Origin of the sequence: Pseudoalteromonas sp. Cn5-37 (genome assembly GCF_021532495.1) — a bacterium.
GTDB lineage: Bacteria > Pseudomonadota > Gammaproteobacteria > Enterobacterales > Alteromonadaceae > Pseudoalteromonas > Pseudoalteromonas simplex.
Genome location: NZ_JAKGBA010000030.1, coordinates 20,346 through 40,236, shown reverse-complemented (window position 1 = coordinate 40,236; position 19,891 = coordinate 20,346). Strand labels below are relative to the sequence as shown.

Sequence of the window (19,891 nt, the reverse complement as noted above, 5' to 3'; positions counted from 1 at the left end):
TAAGAAGAAGAAATTTATAACATCAGTTACTGGAAAAAGCAGGAGTATTGAATTATTGATTGGAAAAGATCAGTTACCTGAATTTAAGTAAGGGCAACTGATCAAAATATATGTGAAAGGGTACTAGGTGCTAGGTGCTAGGTGCTAGCAATATTATGAATACTCGTTGATAAAAGCATCTAATTCTTAACGTGATAAATTTTGAGTTTTACGCACAACCGTTTAATCACTCAACCCAATAAACTCAGCCGATTTCAAAAGAAGTGACGCCAAAAATACGGTTTAATGGTAAGTTCGGACATTCACCGGTATACATTCTGGCGGTTTCAAATGACACTTGCATGTTGTATTTCTGTGCTAAAGCAACAGCAGCTTGATTGATTTCTGGCGTATCAAGGAAAATAGCGTCAGAGGCACCCACTTTAGATTTTAAAGCGAGGAACAAAGATTCAGCCAATTTTGGTGAGTCGGCAAATAGAGGGCCAATTTTAAAGCCGTTCTGGCATTTGCGAATAACGCCGTATCCTGCCAGTTCCCCATTGTTCATTACGCCCAAAGCGTCGCATTGGGGTTGGCTTAACCAGGCTTTGGTAAAGTTTGCTCTATTTACCGGGAAAAAAGCTTGTTCGTATGCGTCAATAATTTCGAATGGCACAGTCTTAAGATCAACAATGTCTGCATTTTGCGGTGAATTACCACCGCCTACTCCTGCAAAACGGATATTGCGATAAGCCAGATTAAAACCAGACTTTTTATAGTTCTCTTGCTGCTCCACCACACCATCAAGGCCAATATTCAACCCTTCAAGGCGCTTTAACGCGGCATTCCAAATTTGCATTCCGTAGCCTTTGCCTCGGTAATCAGGTTTAACAATGTAAAAGCCGATAAAGCCAAATGCATCGTGATAATTAATGGCAGAAATTGTAGCAATAGGTTCATCGTCTAGAAAACCAACTAGAAATCCTTCAGGATCAGCAGCAAAATAACACTCTGCATCATTAAGGCCCGGATTCCAGCCTTCTGCTGCAGCCCAATCAATCATGAGTTCGACTTCCTTCTTGGTCATGGTTTTGATTGTAAAATGTTTACTTTGCATCTGCTTTCCTTATATTTTTCAGTCTACTCTGACAGCTAACTTAAAACTTACTGCTTAAAACCATTAACTTCTAGTTATTCGCTTTCTTCCACCAAACCAACATAAATCTGGCTATTGGCATCTACCTGAAAGCAGCTGATCAGGTTTTCTTTCACCAGCTCTAACATGGCGATAAAGCTTACTACAACGCCACTTCTGCCCTCTTCTACCGTAAAAAGAGTGCTAAAAGGCAGCTGTGATTGAGCCTCTGAGAGTTTATCTAAGATTAAGCTCATCCGTTCACGGGTCGATAAGGCTTCTGCGGTAATATGATGGTGTTCAAATGTTTTAGCTCGGGCCATAACGTCGCTTAGCGCAACTAACAAGTCTTTCATGTCAACGTCAGGTAACAGTACCTCACGCTCACTGAATTCTGGCACCAGTGCTTCGGCAACAAAAATATCGCGGCCTTCGCGAGGAATTTCATCAAGATTTTCGGCGGCTTTTTTAAATTGTTCGTATTCTTGTAAACGTCTGACAAGCTCAGCTCGTGGGTCTTCTTCCTCTTCAAGCTCTTCATGTTTTGGTAATAATAATCGTGATTTAATTTGTGCTAATAGCGCCGCCATCACAAGGTATTCACCTGCCAGCTCAAGCTGAAACTCGCTCATCATTTCAACATAACTCACGTATTGCTCTGTAATACTAAAAATAGAGAGCTCTAGTACATCGAGTTTATGTTTTTTGATTAAATACAGAAGTAAATCGAGAGGACCTTCAAAAGTTTCTAAAATGATCTCTAATGCATCGGGGGGAATATATAAATCTTCAGGTTTATCAACCACCGCTTTACCATGCAAAAAAGCCAGTGGCAGCTTTTGCTGTACTGGCTCTTGTAAATTATCTGGCGCGTCAAGCTCTGGGCTAGTCAATGAAGTCTCTACTCAAATGGTTTAGTATCACCACAACCCACACGTAAGATTTCGATGCTATCATCTGACAAGTCAATTACTGTGGTTGCCTGTTCAGGAAGATAACCACCATGAATAATTAAATCAACTTGCTTTTCAATGCGATCGCGAATTTCATCAGGATCTGCCTCGGTATATTGCTCACCCGGTAAAATTAAAGAGCACGACATTAACGGTTCACCTAATTCAGCCAATAAAGCACAGGTGATTGGGTGTTCGATAACACGAATACCAATGGTTTTTTTCTTTTCGTTTAATAAACGCTTTGGTACTTCTTTAGTGCCTTTAAAGATGAACGTATAAGGCCCTGGAGTATTATTTTTAATCAATCTGAATAACTGATTATCAACGCGAGCATAGGTAGATAGCTCAGATAAGTCGCGGCAGACCAAAGTAAAGTTATGGTGTTTTTCAATACCACGAATACGTTCAATGCGCTCTTTTGCTTGCTTATTACCAATGCTACAGCCAAGTGCGTAACCCGAATCGGTTGGGTATACAATAACACCGCCCTGCTTAATAATATCAACCGCTTGGCTGATTAAGCGTGGTTGCGGATTATCTGGATGAATATGAAAAAACTGACTCATTACACGCTCCTATTGCCCTTCCCATGCTTGCCAAACCCCTTGGCAATCTTTTGGTAAGTATAAATTTTTACCTAACTCCAACCAACTGGTCGGAAAATGAAAATCTGACCCTTGTGACGCAAGTAAGCCATATTCACGACTCAGTTCACCTAAAAACTGGCGCTCACTGGGTGCTTGCTGTGGTTGTGCAACTTCCATCGCATCGCCACCTGCGTCTTTAAACTCAATAATTAACTTACGTAGCCACTTGTTAGACATTTGATAACGCCCAGGGTGTGCTAGAACGGCAACCCCACCGGCTTGATCAATGGCAGCAATTGCAGTTTGCATATCGCACCAACTACTTGGTACATAACCTGTTTTTCCTCGCCCTAAGTATTTCTTAAATACCCCAGGAAAGTTTTTAGCTACACCACGTTCAATCAGTGCACGGGCAAAATGCGCCCGTGTGATTTGGGCGTTTTCGGCAAATGTTTTTGCTTGGTCGTAAATGCCTTCAAAACCATTTTTAGCAAGGCGACGACCTATCTCTAAAGCGCGCTCTTCACGCTTGGCTTGTTGCGCTTGTAATAATGACAACAGTGCGTCATTTTCGTCATCAACATTTAAGCCAACTATATGAATTTCAAAACTTTCCCATTTTGTTGATACTTCAACGCCAGCAATTAATTTAAGCGGTAAATTATCATCTGCAATGACTTGGCGAGCTGGTTTTATCGCACTTAACGTGTCGTGATCGGTAATTGCAAACACATCTATGTTTTTCTCAACCGCGCGATGTAACAATTGCTCGACTGATAGCTGACCATCTGAGTATGTGGTGTGGCTATGTAAATCGTATTTTATCAATGGGAAAGACTGCTTTACGTAAGTTCTTGAATCAATGATGTGAGTATAACAAAAATTTACTGCGAGGGCGTGATTATCTTATGTAGCTGTGTGTTTTACCCTCATAAATGGGCAATTGCGATGGGTAAATGCCGAACTCGTACTAATATGTAAATTAATACTTGACAGTATCCGCTTAGGTACGCTTTACTGTATGCACTTTCAGACACGTTAAATAAGCAATAACAATGAACAAAACAATTCAAATCACAATTTGGTGGTGGCACTCGTAACTAGCGGGTGACGAATTGTCGTGTCTAACGATTTCAAAACCCGCTCAAGTAGCGGGTTTTTTTATATCTAAATTTTAAGGTTTTATAATGAATTACATAGCAACTCTTACACATCATTGGTGGTGGCGCCTGGCTTAGCGGGACGGTAAGGGTCTATCTAATTTATAGGCATCTTTATACGAACCCCGCCAAGCATCGCTTCGCGGGGTTTTGTTTTTTAAAGAGTTTTTGGGAATGAGGGAGAATGAGGTTTGATTTTTAGTCATATAACAACGACACCGGGTGAAGTAACCAGTATCACTCAAGTGCGCGACTACATCAGTAGCCCACTTGCGTTATACAGTTTACTCGATAAGCCTAATTCACTGCTGTTAGAGTCTGCTGAAATTGATTCTAAAGACAGTGTAAAAAGTCTAATTTTGGTTGACTCAGCGCTACGTATTGTTTGCCAAGGCAAACAGGTCACACTCACTGCACAGTCAAATAATGGCAAGCAATTACTGCCTTATTTACAAACTCATGTGCAAAACTGCTCTGCAGAGCTTGTAGAAGATACATTAACGTTAACCTACAACGAGGTAGCAAGCGATATTGATGAAGCCAGTAAATTAGTAGCAGATAATGCATTTAGTGCGCTACGTAGCTGCATTAATAGTATTAAAAGCACCACAGACAACCCATTCTCTGTGTTCTTAGGCGGTGTGTTTGCCTACGACATGGTTGCTAATTTCGAAACCCTTTCTGATGTGCCTGACGGCGAAAACAGCTGCCCTGATTATGTTTTCTACCTCGCCGAAACGTTAGTTGTCATCGACCATCAAGCAAAAACAACCGAGCTAATTGGTAATGTATTTAACGGCCCTGAAGTCCATGCAAACTGCTTTGAGGTTGGTCAACAGTTAGAGCGTTTAAATGCCGTATGTGACAATGCACAAAGCTACCAAGGGCAAAAGCAAACAGGCTCAAACCCAATTTCTGTTGATGTTAGCGACGCGCAATACTGCGAACATGTCATCAAGTTAAAAAATAACATCGTTGATGGCGATATATTCCAAGTTGTGCCATCACGTACTTTTTCTCTCGCCTGCCCTGACTCACTTCATTCTTACAGCCAATTAAAACTACAAAACCCAAGCCCATATATGTTTTACATGCGCGATGAAGAGTTCGTGTTATTCGGCGCATCACCCGAGTCAGCCCTCAAATATTGCGCAGAGAGTAAACAAGTTGAGGTATACCCAATTGCTGGTACTCGCCCTCGTGGCAAGTTTGCTAACGGGCAAATTAATCCAGACCTAGACAGCCGCATTGAGCTTGAACTTCGCAACGACCAAAAAGAACGTGCCGAGCACCTTATGTTAGTTGATTTAGCAAGAAATGATGTGGCCCGTATTAGCGTACCCGGAACACGTCACGCTAAAGAGTTATTAAAAGTAGACCGCTACTCACAAGTGATGCATTTAGTGTCACGCGTGGTGGGTACTTTAAAACCTGAACTCGATGCGCTACATGCTTACCAAGCTTGTATGAACATGGGCACCTTAGTGGGTGCACCTAAAGTACGCGCTGCTGAGTTAGTTCGTCAAACCGAACAAAAACGCCGCGGCAGCTATGGTGGTGCTGTGGGTTATTTAACAGGTGATGGTGCCATGGATAGCTGTATTGTTATTCGCTCTGCATTTGTTAAAAACGGCACAGCCTATGTGCAAGCAGGTGCAGGTGTGGTGTTTGATTCAGATCCACAATCAGAAGCCAATGAAACCCGCGCTAAAGCACAAGCTGTGATCACTGCGATTCAATCGACTTACGAGGCACAATAATGACGACAACATCAGCCTATAAAATCTACTTTTTAGATAACTTTGATTCATTTAGTTATAACTTAGTCGATGAACTTTCTATGTTAGGGTGCCAGTTAGTGGTATACCGTAATAACATCAGTGCACAAAGCATCTTCGACAAAATGTGCCAAGAGACAGTGCCTGTATTATTAGTGCTATCACCTGGCCCTGGCGCGCCATCTGATGCGGGTTGTTTAATGGAACTCATTGAACTGTGTAAAGGCCGCTTCCCTATGCTCGGCATCTGTTTAGGCCAGCAAGCACTAACACAAAGCTACGGTGGGGTTATTGGTCATGCAGGCGAAACTGTGCATGGCAAGTCATCAATTATTGCGTTGACTGAGCACCCAGTATTCGCGGGTATGGGCGATAAAATGCCAGTTGCTCGTTATCATTCATTAATGGCAACTAAAGTCCCTGATGACGTTGAAGTAATTGCTTGTTATGAAAATATTCCGATGGCAATTTACCATCAACAAGATAATGCCCTTGGCTATCAGTTTCATCCTGAGTCAATTTTAACGCCAAATGGCGCATTGCTATTACAACAAAGCATTGAATTTTTAACCGCACGCGTGCAGTAGAGGAATAACATGGAAGCAACAACTCAAACCCAGTTAAACCAATTATTAGCAAAGCAAGATTTATCATTTTCGCAAGCAACTGCATTATTTGATGCCATCATGAATGGCCAGCTTAATGATATTGAATTAACGGCTGCACTTATCGCCCTAAAACTAAAAGGCGAAACAAGTGATGAAATCGCCGGTGCGGCGGCATCAATGCGCGCCAATGCAGTGCCATTTCAAACCAGCAAAACCTTACTTGCTGATAGCTGTGGTACCGGTGGCGATGGCTCAAACACAATTAATATTAGTACCACGGCTGCTATTGTTGCTGCCGCTGCGGGCATCAACATGGTCAAACATGGTAATCGCAGTGTGTCGAGTAACTCGGGCTCTGCAGATTTACTTAAAGCCTTGGGTATCAATATCGATATGAGCCCTGAGCAAGCTGCCCATTGTTTAGACAATACCGGCTTTACATTTTTATTTGCACCGCATTATCACAGTGGTGTACGCCATGCGATGGGCGTGCGCACGGCCCTTAAAAGCCGCACAATTTTTAATATTTTAGGGCCACTGGCCAACCCTGCTGCCCCTGAGGTGCAATTGCTTGGTGTTTATGACCCTGCGCTGTGTTTACCAATGGCCGAAACCCTAAAAACCCTTGGCACAAAACGCGCTATGGTGGTTCACGGTGCAGGCACTGACGAAATTGCCTTACACGGAACAACCAAAGTGGTTGAACTTAATAACGGTGAACTGAGTGAATACACGCTAACAGCGAGCGATTTTGGTCTTGCAAACTATTCACTTGAACAACTAGCAGGCCAAGGCCCAGAATATAACGCAAAAGCAAGCTTAGCGATTTTACAAGGTCAAGGTGAAATGGCGCATAACGCAGCCATTATAGCCAACGTTGCCGCTCTTCTTTATTTAACCGATAAAGCAGGTGATTTAAAAGCAGCCGCAGATCAAGTAAGCAATTTATTAGCATCAGGCAAAGCGATGGACACATTGAACGCAATTATTGAGGTAAGTCATGGCTAACGTGTTAGACAAAATTGTTGCCGACAAACGCATTGAATTAGAACAAAGAAAAGCACAGCGCCCGCTTGAGTCATTCATTAGCGAGGTTGTGCCAACCAAGCGAGACTTTGAAGGCGCATTAGCAGCAACCGGTACACAGTTTATTTTAGAATGTAAAAAGGCCTCACCGTCAAAAGGACTTATTCGCGAACCATTTAATTTAGACGAAATTACATCGGTTTATAAAAAGTACGCGACCTGTATGAGCGTACTAACGGATGAAAAATATTTCCAAGGTAGCTATCAGTACCTTGAGTATGTGCGCAGCCAAGTTGAACAGCCGCTTATTTGTAAAGACTTCTTTATTGATGAGTACCAAGTATATTTAGCACGCTTATCTGGTGGTGATGCCATTTTATTAATGCTCTCTGTCCTTGATGACGAGCAATATTTAGCGCTTCACAAGGTGGCTGACTCTTTAAACATGTCAGTACTCACTGAAGTCAGTAATGAGCAAGAAGTAAGCCGTGCTCTTGCACTTAATGCCAGCCTAATTGGTATTAATAACCGCGACCTTCGTGATTTAAGCACTGATCTTGCAACAACTGAGCGTTTACGTCAGCTTATCCCAAATGACAAAGTGGTAATTTCAGAGTCAGGCATTTATACCCATAAAGATGTAAAACGCCTTGCACCATTGTGCGATGGCTTTTTAATTGGCAGCTCATTAATGGCTGAGCGCGACTTAGAAGCCGCATGCCGTAAAGTCATTTTAGGTGAGAACAAAGTGTGCGGTTTAACCCGTTCACAAGATGCGATGGCAGCCTACGCCAGTGGTGCTGTGTATGGTGGCTTAATTTTTTATCCTAAGTCACCGCGTTATGTCGATATCGACTGTGCCAAGCAAGTTACGCAAAGTGCCCCGCTCGCGTATGTGGGTGTGTTTGTCAATGCACCTCTAGAACAAGTGGTCGATTATGCACAAAGCTTAAAATTAGCTGCAGTGCAATTACATGGTGACGAGAATAGCGAGTATATTCAAAGTCTCAGAAAGCAATTACCGCTTGGCTGTGAAATTTGGAAAGCCCAAGCCGTTAAAGGCGAATTACCCAAACCGCTTGAAGGGGTTGACCGCCATTTGTACGACACTTACAGCAAAAGCCAAAAAGGCGGCACAGGCGAAGCATTTGATTGGTCTGTGCTTGAGACGGCAACCGTGCCGTTTATGTTAGCCGGGGGTTTAAACCCAGAAAATATTCACGCAGCGCTTTATCGCGGTGCTAATGGCCTTGACCTAAATTCTGGCGTTGAAGCGTCAGCGGGTAAAAAGTGCCAAACAAAATTACAAAATGCGTTTTCGCATATCAGAAATTATTGAGGTTAGAATGCAAAATCCAGCTTATTTCGGTGAATTCGGTGGTATGTTTGTACCACAGCTGCTTGTGCCAGCACTCAAGCAACTAGAAGCAGAGTTTAATAAATCGCAAAACGATCCAGCTTTTCAGGCTGAGTTTGAAAAACTATTAAATGAATACGCAGGCCGCCCTACGCCATTAACACTGACACGTAACTTAGTTAAAAACCCTAAGGTAAAACTGTATTTAAAGCGTGAAGATTTACTGCACGGCGGTGCACACAAAACCAATCAAGTACTTGGTCAAGCACTCCTTACCAAACGCATGGGTAAAAAAGAAGTGATTGCAGAAACAGGTGCCGGCCAACACGGTGTTGCAACAGCCCTAGCCTGTGCCTTACTTGGCTTAAAGTGCCGTATTTACATGGGTGCAAAAGACGTTGAACGTCAACAACCAAATGTATTTCGTATGAAATTAATGGGCGCAGAGGTTATTCCTGTCACAGCGGGCTCTGGCACCTTAAAAGATGCCGTAAACGAAGCCCTGCGTGACTGGTCAGCAAATTACAAAGATGCTCACTATCTACTAGGCACTGCAGCAGGCCCTCACCCATTCCCAACCATGGTGCGTGAGTTCCAAAAAATGATTGGTGAAGAAGCAAAACAACAAGTGCTAAAAGCTGAAGGTCGCTTACCGGATGCTGTGCTTGCTTGCGTGGGTGGAGGCTCTAACGCGATAGGTATGTTCACAGACTTTATTGATGAACCAAGCGTAAAACTAATTGGTGTAGAACCAGCTGGTAAAGGCTTAGATACCCACCAGCATGGTGCAACCTTATGTAAAGGCACAAAAGGTATCTTACACGGTACCTATACATACATTATGCAAGATGATGATGGTCAAATTGAAGAGTCTTACTCTGTATCAGCAGGTCTTGATTACCCAGCTGTTGGTCCACAACATGCGCACTTACATGAAACTGGCCGTGCAGAGTACGTAGGTATTACCGATACTGAAGCGCTTGAAGCATTCCAACTACTGGCTAAAAACGAAGGGATTATTCCAGCGCTTGAATCAAGCCATGCCATCGCATATGCCCTTAAATATGCCGAGCAACAAACCGAAGACACCATTTTAGTGGTTAACCTAAGCGGTCGAGGCGATAAAGATTTAGCTCACGTACACAGTGTTTTATCAGAAGGAGGCGCACTATGAGCCAGACTAACCGTTACGGACAACTGTTCGCCACATTAAATGAAACAAACCAAGGTGCTTTTGTACCCTTTGTTACGATTGGCGATCCTAATAAAGCACTGAGCGTAGAAATCATCAAAAGCTTAATTGATGGCGGCGCTGATGCCCTTGAGCTAGGTATTCCATTTTCAGATCCGATTGCAGATGGCCCAGTGATCCAAGCTGCCAACATTCGTGCACTTGATGAAAACATTAATACCCAAGATTGCTTTGATATCATCAAGCAAGTGCGCCAGTACAATGCCGATATTCCAATTGGCCTGTTATTGTATTCAAACTTAGTGTTTAAACGTGGCATTGAGAAGTTCTATCAAGATGCTAAAGAAGCCGGTGTCGATTCAATTTTAGTGGCTGACGTGCCGCTACATGAGTCAAAGCTATTTCGCCAAACAGCGATGAAAAATGGTATTGACCCAATTTTTATTGCTACACCGAATGCTGATGATGACACGTTACGAGAGTGTGCGTCATATGGCCGTGGTTACACATATCTTCTTTCACGCGCAGGTGTGACAGGCACAGAAACCAAGGCACAAATGCCAGCAGATTCATTAGTTAAAAAACTAAAAGATTACCATGCTGCACCGGCATTATTAGGCTTTGGTGTATCAACACCGGAAGATGTTAAATCAGCACTTGAGTCAGGGGCCGCTGGTGCGATTTCAGGCTCTGCGGTTGTTAAAATTATCGAGGCAAACCTTGATGATCAAGCAGCAATGCTAACTGGTTTAAAAGAGTTTGTAGCTAGTATGAAAGCAGCTACAAAGTAAGTTTGTTTTTATTACTAAAAAAGGGCCATGTAGGCCCTTTTTTGTGCTTAACAATTTATGATTAATGATGGCGATGCTCGCCCTCTTTAATTTCTTCTATGAATTTTCGATTAAAAGCCTCTAAGTCGGCTGGGCTTCGGCTTGTAACTATGCCCTCATCAACACACACCTCTTGATCAACCCAATTAGCTCCTGCATTGATTAAATCAGTTTTAATACTTGGGTATGAGGTTACTTTGCGGTCGCGTAGTTTATTAATTTCGGCTAATAACCATGGGCCGTGGCAAATCGCGGCGATGGGCTTGTTTTTACCGGCACTGAAAAAACCATCAACAAAGGCTTTTGCTTCGCTATCTTGACGTAACGTATCTGGGTTGAATAAGCCACCGGGCAGAAGTAACGCGTCATACTCTGCAGAGTCTGCTTCGCTGACTACACGGTCAACACTGACTCGCTCACCCCATTGGTTTTCATCCCATGCGGTGATATCGCCACGCTCAAGTGACACAACTTCGACAAGTGCACCCGCTTCTAATAATGCGCTTCGTGGTGACAATAGCTCGCTTTGCTCAAAACCATTGGTTGCAAGAATAGCAACCTTTTTACCATTCAGTTGGCTATTTAAATTTGACATGTTATCTCCTTATTTAGGTAAACCTAAATGATTAACAGCATACAACATGCCAAACTTAATATATTGAAAATATTGAATAAATTTCAGGTGTTCTATTTATGCTCTGTAAATACTACAACAGCTTTGCAAATCCTGCTTATAAACCGTCTTTGAGTGCTTTAGCAGGTTTAAAAACTGGCTTGTTAGCGCCTTCTATTTCAATTTCTTCACCGGTTTGTGGGTTGCGTCCTTTGCGTGCTGGGTAATAACTCAGAGCAAACGTACCAAAGCCATTAATTTGCACTTGATCGCCCTCAGAAAGAGACTTTTCGATAGCATTTAACATGCTGGTTAAGGCAGCTTGAGTGTCTTTCTTTGTTAATTCACTGTGGGCAGCCATTTGCGATACTAACTCGGCTTTATTCATAAAAAGTGCTCCAAAATACGCCGCTTAATCATCTGAGGTTAAGCGGAAAAAGATAAGGTAAAACAACCTAAACGCAGGTTTAGGCCAGATTGGCTCGGGAGGCTAAGCTTTCAGGGCTGCTAAGTCAACCTTGTATCTTGCACGATAACTTGATACAACCCAGTATCTTTTTAAATTAGAGCATTTGTAAATTTATGCATGCGATTATTGAATACATCCCGCTGATTTTATTTTTTGCGGTTTTCAAGTTAGTTGATATTTATTGGGCAACAGCCTTGCTGATGCTAACCACCTTAATTCAAGTTGCTTACTGTTATTTTAAAGATGGTAAAGTGCCAACCCGTCACTGGGTGTTTTTTGCCATAGCGGTGGTGTTAGGTACCCTCACCTTAGTGTTCCACGACGAGCAGTTCGTAAAATGGAAAGCCACCATTGTGTATGCCATTTTCAGTGTTACTTTGTTAGTAAGCCGCTATATTCTTGGCAAAAACCTAGTGAAAAAAGCTCTTAGCTCAATTTTAGAAAATGCCTCTGAGAGTAAGCAAGAAATCAACGTACCTGAAGCGCTATGGAATAAGCTTAACCTGTTTTGGGTTGCAGTGACTGCAGGTATCTCGGCGCTGAATATCTACATTGCCTATAACTTCTCGCTCGATTTTTGGGTTAACTTTAAAGTGTTTGGCTTAATGGGTATTACCTTTGTTTGCGTGTTAGCAACGATCATCACCCTATTCAAATACTTACCAGAAGATGACGAAGAGAAAGATCCAAAGCAATCTTAATGTCATAAATCTGTCGTCTTAGCTTGTTAGCGTAAGCAAAAAACACGCTGAGACGACATTGAACGCTAACCAATACCGCTGGCTTGAATTTACCCTCATATTTGTTTCTCTGCCGCTATTAGGCTTTTTTCTTCGTGCCTATCTCGCTAACTGGCTTATTCCTGCCCTTATTATTTTAATGGCCGTGTGCGGCATGTTGCTTTTATCTGATCCCCATTTTAAACGCTTTCGTTTAACAAGCCTTGGGCAATTTAGTGCGGTAAAACGTCGCTTATTTAGTTTCTTCTTTTTAGGGGCGCTATTCTCTGGAATGTTTTACGGGATTATGAATCAAGAAAACTGGTTTTCACTGCCACGAAACTCGTTTAACGATTGGCTAATGTTGTTATTGCTCTACCCTATTTTATCGGTGATGCCGCAAGAGCTGATTTTTAGAACCTACTTTTTCCATCGCTACAAACGCATTATGCCAAGTAAAACGGTGCGTATTATTGTCAGCGCATCGGTGTTTGCGTTGGCGCATATTGTCTATGCGAATGTTTTGGCTGTACTGTTGGCTTTTTTAGGGGGGCTGCTGTTTTCTTACACCTATGCGCAAAGCCGCTCAACCTTCGTGTGTGTGATTGAACACAGTTTATGGGGACTTTGGATGTTTACTCTTGGCTTGGGTGATGTGCTTGATGCGGGGGCCTTTTAATATAAAAAAGAGAGGCATAAAAAAGCCGCGCAAAGTGCGCGGCTAAGTATTGAACTGGTCTTTAAAATCCGAAAATACTAAATGCAAAAAACTTAGTCGCCACCGTATTTACAAAGATTAGTAATAGAATGGCAGGGATAAACGTTGATAGTGAGAAGTTCACATACTTCTCTGTGAAGCTGCCAATATAGCCTTCACAGCCTTGGCTTAACTCTGCCGACAAGTTTGCTTTTTTCCAACGATACATAACGAATAAACACACCATCAAACCGTTAAGCGGTAAAATTGTGTCGTAAAACACATCATAAACAATATCAAATAAGCTCTTATCTGCACCGCCATAGCTAACAAACTTTGTAAGCGAGTCAACCATACCAAATGACATTGTACACAGCACAGTTAAAACACCTGTAGATAAAGTTAAGATAGCCAGTGCTTTTTTACGGCTAATACCTTTGCGGTCGCTTAAAGTCGCTGTTGGCACCTCTACAATTGATACAAGTGACGTAATTGCAGCAAAAAAGACAAGTAAGAAGAATACAAACGCAACAATTGATGCACCCACGTAGCCAATATCAGCTTGTAACGCTAATAAAATTTTTGGTAGGTAAACAAAAATCATCGATACTGACGAGTCAGATAAATTACTAGGGTCAGTATCTGGGTTAAAACTGAAAATAGCTGGAAGCACCATTAGACCAGCAATGAATGCCACCATCGAGTCAGTGACTGCAACCATTTTTGCACTACCAACAATGTCATCTTTCTTAGAAATATACGATGCATAGGTCATTAAGATACCCATACCCAGTGACAACGAGAAAAACGCTTGAGCTAATGCACCATTTAATACGCTGGCATCCATTTTTGAAAAGTCAGGAACAACATAGTACTTAACACCGGCCATTGCGTTATCAAGAGTTAGTACGTATACAACCAACGCGGTGAGTAGTACAAATAAAGCTGGCATCATAAACTTAGCCGCTTTTTCAATACCTTCTTTAACACCGCCCACTAAAATCAAGTTAACGATGATGGCAACCACGGCCATATAACCAAACACGGTGTAGCTATTGATAAAGGTGCCAAAATTATCCGGCTGCGCCAAGGCATCTAGATTACCAAAAGCGGTTTGCGATAAATAACCGAAAATCCATACCGTGATCACCATGTAAAAAACAGCAATCATAAATGGCGTTAATACAGCTAAAAAGCCAGCAAAGTTCCATTTTGGATCATTACCCGCTAAAAATTTGTATGAACCTAGTGGATCTTTTTGCGCTTTACGACCCATGGCCATTTCAGCCATCATCACTGGCAAACAGATAAAAATGACAAACAATGCATAGACTAAAAGGAAAGCACCACCGCCGTTTTTTGTGGCTGAAACAGGAAAACCTACTAAGTTTCCGATACCTACAGCAGAACCGGCTGCCGCTAAAATAAAACCGAGGCGGGAGCTAAAATGCTCACGTTTTTCGCTCATTTAAAAACCTTATTATTATTTTCTCAACCCAGCGACTCTACCAGTGTTACACCGCGTATTTCAAGCTTTATAAGTTAAAGTTATATGGGTTTGTGTAAAGATTATTACGCGAATAATCTCTCGTCTATTGCTAAGAATATGCTACTATTTTTTAAAAATAACATTGAGAACACACCATGCTGTATATGATTTATTCAACGGATGTTGAAAATAGTTTAGAAGCTCGCAAATCTGCACGTCCTGCTCACTTAGCACGCCTTCAAGAATTAGACGATCAAAACCGTTTATTTACGGCAGGCCCATTGCCAGCCATTGACAGTGAAGATCCAGCTGACGCTGGTTTTACTGGTTCATTAGTGGTTGCTGAGTTTGAGTCGTTAGAAGCAGCACGCGAATGGGCAGCAAACGATCCGTATATTGCGGCGGGTGTTTACGACAACTCAGTCGTAAAACCATTTAAGAAAGTATTTGGTTAACCTCTGAACTTAACTGAACCAATAATTCAGTGTTTGTTCACGGCTTATTAACTAAGATTTGGCTATTGAATTACAGAATTTAACGTAATTACTTGAATTTTAGTTAATTGGTTAATTAAACTAAATGGGTCTGGTTTAGGAGTTCCCCGTCATGCGCATATTATTAGCCTTCAGTTTTAGTCTTTTATTTGCATTATCAAGCTTTCATGCTGATGCCAATAAGAAACAAGCCCAAGAGGTGACTAAAAAGCAGGCTGTGACGATCGCCAAAAAGTCTGAAGACGGCCGAACCCTAAAAATCACAGAGCAAGATAAAGTATTTACCGTAAGAATTTTAAAAACGAACGGCCACGTGGTTGATGTCCATGTGAACAAAAAGACTGGCGAAGTGAAAAAGGATTAAGAATGCGAATTTTAGTTATTGAAGATGATTTACACTTAGCAGATAACCTTCGTAATGCCCTAGAAAAAGAGCGTTACAGCGTTGACCTTTGTCACGATGGTGAAGCTGGTTTATTCCATATTACCGAATACCCGCTAGATATGGCGGTAGTCGATTTAGGCTTACCTAAAGTTGATGGTATTGAACTAATTACCAAAGCACGTGCACAAGGTATTACCATTCCTATTTTGATTTTAACGGCACGTGACCGTTGGCAAGATAAAGTAGAAGGCTTAGATGCAGGTGCAGATGACTACCTAACTAAACCTTTCCACGTTGAAGAGCTAATTGCCCGCTGTAATGCGCTTATCCGCCGTAGCGCCGGTAAAGCAAACCCTGAAATGACAGCTGGCCCTATTAAAATTCATACTCGCTCACAGCAAGTATGGGTTAACGATAAAGAACTTAGCTTAACGGCATACGAATACAAAGTTTTAGAATACCTAATGGTTAATCCACAAAAGGTAATTTCTAAATCTGAACTAACTGAGCACATTTACGACCAAGACTTTGACCTTGATTCAAACGTAATCGAAGTTTTCGTATTACGTTTACGTAAGAAGCTTGACCCTGATGGTACCCTTAACCCAGTTGAAACATTACGCGGCCGTGGTTATAGGCTAAAAAGTCAGTGGTAGCATCGCAAATACCGCTTAAAGTAAGGCAAGGATTTATCCTTGTCTTTGTTTTATTAGTCGCCCTACCAATTCTGTTTTTCTCAATTGGTAAGGCTTACTACGCCTCTTTGGTCGAAGCGACCGAAAAAACCCTCGAAGCTCACTTATATTCATTAATTTCTGAAGTTGATTTCACTGAACGTGGCATTGTTATGCCAAGCACCATCTTAACGCCAGAGCTAAATCGATTAAACTCAGATACCTACGCGATGGTTTATCGCGGTGACTTACCAGTTTGGTATTCTGAATCGGCTACTAATATCAACTTTATTCCTGATAACTTTGAAGCCCCAGCTGGCTCTGCGGATTTTCGTCGGGTTGAATACAACAATACCGTGTATTGGCAATTAACCCTTACCGTTATTTTAGAAAACATTGATCAATCTGAGCATGCACGTTTTATTCTATTAAAGCGCAATGATGCCCTACTGAGGTTGATGGATGGCTTTAAACAGACACTCGTAAATTGGATGTATGTCATGGGAGTGTCCATTGCTGCACTCATGGCGATTGGTTTTGTTTGGAGTGCAAGACCACTGCAACGACTCGATAAAGAAATTAAAGCCATTGAGTCGGGTGATAACCAACAAATTAAAGGTCTTTACCCGGTTGAACTACAAACTATTAAAGCCGATTTAAACTTATTGCTTGAATCGCAGCAACGCCAAAAAGAGCGTTACCGTGCTTCGTTGAGCGACCTTGCTCATGCATTAAAAACGCCTTTGGCAGTGCTTAAATCAAGCCCTTTAGCCAATGATGCGGATGCACAAGAGCAGCTAGACCGAATTAATGTGATGATCGAACACCAGTTAAAGCGCGCTGCAACAGGTGCGTCTGACACATGGAAGAAACAAACTCATATCAAGCCTGTTATTGACTCAATTATAAGCGCGATGAGCAAGGTTTATCGCGACAAAGATATTATATTTACCTCAGAGGTTAGTGAAAAAGACTATTTCTTGGGTGATAAAACAGATTTGATGGAACTACTTGGTAATTTAATCGATAATGCCTGTAAAGCTTGCCGTTCACAGGTCGATATAAAGGTTAAGCAGAACAAAAAGTTAACCCTCAGTATAAGTGATGATGGCCCAGGTGTCCCTGAGCACAAGCGTGAATCATTACTGACTCGCGGTACCAGACTCGATACCTATGAAAGTGGCCACGGTGTCGGCATGGCTATCGTGTCGGATTTAGTCAACTCGTATAATGGCACCTTAACCATTAAAGATGCAGAGAAACTAGCCGGTGCTGAGTTTATATTAGAGTTTAATTACCATGATAAAAAATAAATCATCAATACTCGTTAAGGGCAGCTTTCTAGCTTTAATTGCGAGTGCATCGCATGCTCAAGCAGAGCAAACGTGTGAGCTTGCTAGCAACAATACCGATGACACCAAACGCTATATTCAATGTCTTGATCAAGTTATCGCCGATCTGCAGCGTGACCAAAAGATGTGGATTAATAAGCTCACTATGGATCTTGAGAAAATCAAAGAGGATAGCGGTAACAGCCAATTGCTACCGATTTTTAATCGCAGCATCAAGAACCAAGAGCGTTATTTAGAAGACAGCTGTCGTTGGCGTTATCTACAAAAAATGCCAAATAGTACGAAAGCCGCTATTGCCTACAAGCAATGTGAAATTGAGATCCTGAAAAACCATGTGCAGGTTTTACAGCGACCTCTAAAGTAATAGCAACTCACAGATTTTCATAGACAAAAAGGCGCTTAAGCGCCTTTTTATACCAATTCGCTTAATTAAGTGGTCTATTTTGAGGCAAGAAAACCTCGTTGATAGCAAGGCAAAAATTTCGTTATTTAGTTATTCTAAATCAGAAATTTTTAACGCAGATAGCGACAGGTTTAATCCCTCAAAATGATTAAGTATTATTGCGGATTGGTATTACTCTTCAAGTTTTAGCTCTTCGCCATTGCCAAGCAAAGTAGCAAGCCATCGCCCTTCTTGACTAGTCTCTAAGGCTATTTTAACTATCATGGTCAATGGAACTGATAACAGCATACCCACGGTCCCCATCAGCCAGCCCCAAAAAATCAAGGATAAAAACACCACCAGCGTCGATAAACCCAGCCCTTTACCCATAAAACGCGGCTCGACGATATTACCCATCACCGTGTTTATAACTAAATAACCACCAGCAATAAACCCTGCAACCAGTGGGCCTTGAGTGATCAAAGCAAGTAACACAGGAGGCACCGCAGCAATGATAGAGCCAATGTTAGGGATATAATTAAGCATGAACGCCACTACACCCCAAAGTACAAAGTAATCAACATCAAGTGCCCAAAGCATAAAGCCTGCAAGCATACCTGTGCCTAAGCTAACCAGCGTTTTAATAGCCAGATAAGAATTAATTGAATCTAAGAACCGGTCAACCTGCTGCATTTTCATTTCAGGATCATCCAGTGCTAAATGCACTTTTTTACTCAGCATAGGTCCTTCAAACAACATGAACACCACGGTTAGGATGATCAAAAACAGATTCGCCATCACGCCACCGAGGCCTGTGAGCATGTTGGTTGCAACATCAATCATTTTGCCCGGATCGAATAAAGAAATAATCTGTTCTTTATCAATCAGGATGTTATAACTCGCTGCAACATTAACCACCCAGACAAATTCTTCTTTTAGTTGTGCTTTGTATTCCGGCAGCTTTTCAGAGAAATCGGTCATAGATTGCCCAACCAACCCGGCAAGGCTTATCCCTACACCGACAATCATCAACATCACAAATACAACAGCAATGCCTTTAGGGATACCGTATTTGGCAAAGAAACGAATTAAGGGATTACAAATAATGGCAATAAAGGCTGCCAATACAAATGGGATAACAATCACACTTGCAGCTTTAATACCAGCTAAAACAACGACTAAAGCAGCAAATATCACTAAACTTTTATTTACACCAGTCAGGCTCGACAAAATAAAATCCTTGTTAGTTTTTTTATCAGTGTAAGTGAAATACGTCGCAAAATAAATCACAAAGCTGCTGGCACAATTAATGCTCTTTATACGTGCATAATTTGAACAATTTATGATACATATAACTAAGCGTGCTTTAAAAGGAGCTTTATATGGCACATTTATCCGAACAAGAACTCACTTTTTTCAACCGTTTATTCGAGGCAGAACGGACTGATAGCGATCCAACCGATACAAAAATGTCTGTTAGGCTCAATTTGCCTGATAAATTAAACGGCTTACTTACCAATGCCAAACTGACACTGCTTGCTGAAGTGGGGATTTATCAATTGTGGTTTCCGCTTGAATTTACCAAGGACGAGAATGGTCAGCTGATCCCTGTACTTAGCGCACCAGAAGTAATAGACACCAAAGGCATTGAGCGCAGCTGGCGTACGCCTGATCTCGAAATACACACCGAACAATTTCAAATATTGTCTTTATCAAGCACAGGCGTGTTACTCAAGCCAAAGCGTCAAACTCCTATTCTCAATAAAGAAATACTGTTGGCATTTAATTTACCGAGTGAAGAACAGGTTATTCTTAGCGTAAAGCCAATAAGAACGACCAGCAAAGGAATTGCCGGAAAAATAGTGAAAGTGTGCCAAGGTGAAGATGCACTTCGTAATTACTTATTTGAGACCCATAAGCACCATCATGCAAAGCTGTACGAGCAAGGTAACTTTACTACTGAGCTTATCTAGTTGCAGCAGCTTAACAGCTTAGATAAGCTTGGCGTT

At 41.8% G+C, this 19,891-nt stretch carries 22 protein-coding genes; 14 read left to right on the top strand and 8 right to left on the bottom strand.

The genetic code is table 11. The annotated features are described in order from the left end of the window. Positions 1-244 precede the first annotated feature (244 nt). From L1266_RS19480 to rnm, 4 genes are all read right to left on the bottom strand, one after another. Positions 245-1,096: a GNAT family N-acetyltransferase gene (locus L1266_RS19480; RefSeq protein WP_235378174.1), complete on the bottom strand. Its 852-nt coding sequence runs from the start codon at positions 1,094-1,096 to the stop codon at positions 245-247. 74 nt (positions 1,097-1,170) lie between these two features. Continuing rightward, positions 1,171-2,007, bottom strand: coding sequence for a segregation and condensation protein A (locus L1266_RS19475; RefSeq protein WP_054552922.1), 837 nt, complete (start codon positions 2,005-2,007; stop codon positions 1,171-1,173). An 8-nt stretch (positions 2,008-2,015) separates the two neighbouring features. Beyond that, positions 2,016-2,636, bottom strand: a complete 621-nt coding sequence (locus tag L1266_RS19470; protein WP_063704570.1) for an L-threonylcarbamoyladenylate synthase — start codon at positions 2,634-2,636, stop codon at positions 2,016-2,018. A gap of 9 nt (positions 2,637-2,645) precedes the next feature. Beyond that, on the bottom strand, positions 2,646-3,485 hold the full coding sequence (gene rnm, locus L1266_RS19465) for an RNase RNM (protein ID WP_235378173.1): 840 nt from the start codon (positions 3,483-3,485) through the stop codon (positions 2,646-2,648). A gap of 523 nt (positions 3,486-4,008) precedes the next feature. Here rnm and L1266_RS19460 point away from each other — a divergent pair. From L1266_RS19460 to trpA, 6 genes are read left to right on the top strand one after another with little or no spacing between them, the layout of a single operon-like run. Then, positions 4,009-5,577 carry an anthranilate synthase component 1 gene (locus tag L1266_RS19460; RefSeq protein ID WP_235378172.1) on the top strand — a complete coding sequence of 523 codons (1,569 nt, stop codon included), beginning with the start codon at positions 4,009-4,011 and terminating at the stop codon, positions 5,575-5,577. Next, complete coding sequence (locus L1266_RS19455; protein WP_175081744.1) at positions 5,577-6,182, top strand: aminodeoxychorismate/anthranilate synthase component II; 606 nt, start codon at positions 5,577-5,579, stop codon at positions 6,180-6,182. Before L1266_RS19460 ends, L1266_RS19455 begins: the two co-directional genes overlap by 1 nt. A 9-nt stretch (positions 6,183-6,191) precedes the next feature. After that, positions 6,192-7,211, top strand: coding sequence for an anthranilate phosphoribosyltransferase (gene trpD / locus L1266_RS19450; protein WP_235378171.1), 1,020 nt, complete (start codon positions 6,192-6,194; stop codon positions 7,209-7,211). After that, positions 7,204-8,568, top strand: a complete 1,365-nt coding sequence (gene trpCF / locus L1266_RS19445; RefSeq protein ID WP_235378170.1) for a bifunctional indole-3-glycerol-phosphate synthase TrpC/phosphoribosylanthranilate isomerase TrpF — start codon at positions 7,204-7,206, stop codon at positions 8,566-8,568. Before trpD ends, trpCF begins: the two co-directional genes overlap by 8 nt. Positions 8,569-8,575: 7 nt before the next feature. Beyond that, a complete protein-coding gene (trpB, locus tag L1266_RS19440) occupies positions 8,576-9,760 on the top strand; it encodes a tryptophan synthase subunit beta (protein ID WP_235378169.1) in 1,185 nt (394 codons plus the stop codon). Further along, a complete protein-coding gene (trpA, locus tag L1266_RS19435; protein WP_055021153.1) occupies positions 9,757-10,569 on the top strand; it encodes a tryptophan synthase subunit alpha in 813 nt (270 codons plus the stop codon). The genes trpB and trpA overlap by 4 nt, the downstream gene beginning before the upstream one ends. A gap of 61 nt (positions 10,570-10,630) precedes the next feature. On the opposite strand, the gene L1266_RS19430 is transcribed toward trpA, so the two are convergent. Together L1266_RS19430 and L1266_RS19425 are read right to left on the bottom strand one after the other, a co-directional pair. Next, a complete protein-coding gene (locus L1266_RS19430) occupies positions 10,631-11,203 on the bottom strand; it encodes a type 1 glutamine amidotransferase domain-containing protein (RefSeq protein WP_194442426.1) in 573 nt (190 codons plus the stop codon). A gap of 136 nt (positions 11,204-11,339) precedes the next feature. Beyond that, positions 11,340-11,609, bottom strand: a complete 270-nt coding sequence (locus tag L1266_RS19425; protein WP_138602350.1) for an HU family DNA-binding protein — start codon at positions 11,607-11,609, stop codon at positions 11,340-11,342. Positions 11,610-11,803: 194 nt separating this feature from the next. On the opposite strand from L1266_RS19425, the gene L1266_RS19420 reads away from it, so the two are divergent. Further along, positions 11,804-12,391, top strand: a complete 588-nt coding sequence (locus tag L1266_RS19420; protein ID WP_054552912.1) for an inner membrane-spanning protein YciB — start codon at positions 11,804-11,806, stop codon at positions 12,389-12,391. A gap of 58 nt (positions 12,392-12,449) precedes the next feature. Continuing rightward, entirely contained in the window at positions 12,450-13,088 is a 639-nt protein-coding gene (locus tag L1266_RS19415) for a CPBP family glutamic-type intramembrane protease (RefSeq protein WP_054552911.1), read from the top strand. A gap of 61 nt (positions 13,089-13,149) precedes the next feature. On the opposite strand, the gene L1266_RS19410 is transcribed toward L1266_RS19415, so the two are convergent. After that, positions 13,150-14,574 carry a sodium-dependent transporter gene (locus L1266_RS19410; RefSeq protein WP_054552910.1) on the bottom strand — a complete coding sequence of 475 codons (1,425 nt, stop codon included), beginning with the start codon at positions 14,572-14,574 and terminating at the stop codon, positions 13,150-13,152. A gap of 176 nt (positions 14,575-14,750) precedes the next feature. Between L1266_RS19410 and L1266_RS19405 the strand changes: the two genes are divergently transcribed. The 5 genes from L1266_RS19405 (at position 14,751) to L1266_RS19385 (ending at position 17,864) form a co-directional block, all read left to right on the top strand. Further along, positions 14,751-15,050, top strand: coding sequence for a YciI family protein (locus L1266_RS19405; RefSeq protein ID WP_054552909.1), 300 nt, complete (start codon positions 14,751-14,753; stop codon positions 15,048-15,050). Positions 15,051-15,201: 151 nt separating this feature from the next. Next, the gene (locus tag L1266_RS19400) at positions 15,202-15,453 is read left to right on the top strand and encodes a PepSY domain-containing protein (RefSeq protein WP_054552908.1); all 252 of its coding nucleotides are present in this window, start codon (positions 15,202-15,204) and stop codon (positions 15,451-15,453) included. 2 nt (positions 15,454-15,455) lie between these two features. Next, positions 15,456-16,130: a response regulator transcription factor gene (locus L1266_RS19395; RefSeq protein ID WP_054552907.1), complete on the top strand. Its 675-nt coding sequence runs from the start codon at positions 15,456-15,458 to the stop codon at positions 16,128-16,130. Then, positions 16,124-17,461 carry an ATP-binding protein gene (locus L1266_RS19390; protein WP_054552906.1) on the top strand — a complete coding sequence of 446 codons (1,338 nt, stop codon included), beginning with the start codon at positions 16,124-16,126 and terminating at the stop codon, positions 17,459-17,461. The genes L1266_RS19395 and L1266_RS19390 overlap by 7 nt, the downstream gene beginning before the upstream one ends. Beyond that, positions 17,448-17,864 (top strand): hypothetical protein, encoded by a 417-nt coding sequence (locus tag L1266_RS19385; protein WP_235378168.1) that lies wholly within the window; start codon positions 17,448-17,450, stop codon positions 17,862-17,864. Before L1266_RS19390 ends, L1266_RS19385 begins: the two co-directional genes overlap by 14 nt. 210 nt (positions 17,865-18,074) lie before the next feature. Here the strand turns inward: L1266_RS19385 and L1266_RS19380 are convergent, their stop codons facing one another. Further along, complete coding sequence (locus L1266_RS19380) at positions 18,075-19,112, bottom strand: AI-2E family transporter (RefSeq protein ID WP_054553083.1); 1,038 nt, start codon at positions 19,110-19,112, stop codon at positions 18,075-18,077. A gap of 152 nt (positions 19,113-19,264) precedes the next feature. On the opposite strand from L1266_RS19380, the gene L1266_RS19375 reads away from it, so the two are divergent. Continuing rightward, positions 19,265-19,855 carry a hypothetical protein gene (locus L1266_RS19375; protein WP_235378167.1) on the top strand — a complete coding sequence of 197 codons (591 nt, stop codon included), beginning with the start codon at positions 19,265-19,267 and terminating at the stop codon, positions 19,853-19,855. The last annotated feature ends 36 nt before the right edge of the window (positions 19,856-19,891 follow it).